We start from the raw sequence: 569 nt of genomic DNA, 5'->3' as shown, positions 1-569 counted from the left end.
GCGGCTGTTCAATCTCTACGGTCCGACCGAGGCGGCGGTGTCGGTCACCACGCACCTGGTGACCGACGCCGATGCGGGTTCGGTGTCGATCGGTGTGCCGGAGTGGAACAGCCAGGTCTATGTCCTGGACTCCCGTTTGCATCCGGTGCCCGATGGTGTGGCGGGTGAGCTGTATCTCGCGGGTGCGCAGTTGGCGCGTGGTTATTTCGCGCGTGCGGATTTGACGGCGGATCGTTTCGTGGCGAATCCGTTCGCGGCTGATGGTTCGCGGATGTATCGCACGGGTGACTTGGTGGCGTGGAACACTGCCGGTGAGTTGGAGTACCGGGGCCGTATCGATTTCCAGGTCAAGATCCGTGGTTTCCGTATCGAACTGGGTGAGATCGAGGCGGCTCTGCTGGCGTTGCCGGAGGTGGCCCAGACCGCGGTGTTGGCGAAGTCGGATGCCCGCACCGGTGATCGCTTGGTTGCCTACGTGGTCCCGGCTGTCGCGCTTGGGCAGTCTGCGCCAGGGGCGCAGGGTGGGCAAGCGCAGCCGCGCACCCCGGGCGCGGACCCGTTGTCGATGG

General features: G+C 65.6%; 1 protein-coding gene. It reads left to right on the top strand.

The window, feature by feature from the left end; genetic code table 11:
* Positions 1-569 (top strand): AMP-binding protein (locus ON31_RS25540; RefSeq protein ID WP_039817306.1); only part of this gene is annotated, 569 nt, incomplete at both ends.

This window comes from Nocardia otitidiscaviarum NBRC 14405, from assembly GCF_000308635.1.
Lineage (GTDB): Bacteria > Actinomycetota > Actinomycetes > Mycobacteriales > Mycobacteriaceae > Nocardia > Nocardia otitidiscaviarum.
Note: the sequence above shows the minus strand (reverse complement) of the source record. Positions and strands in the feature narration are given on the sequence as shown.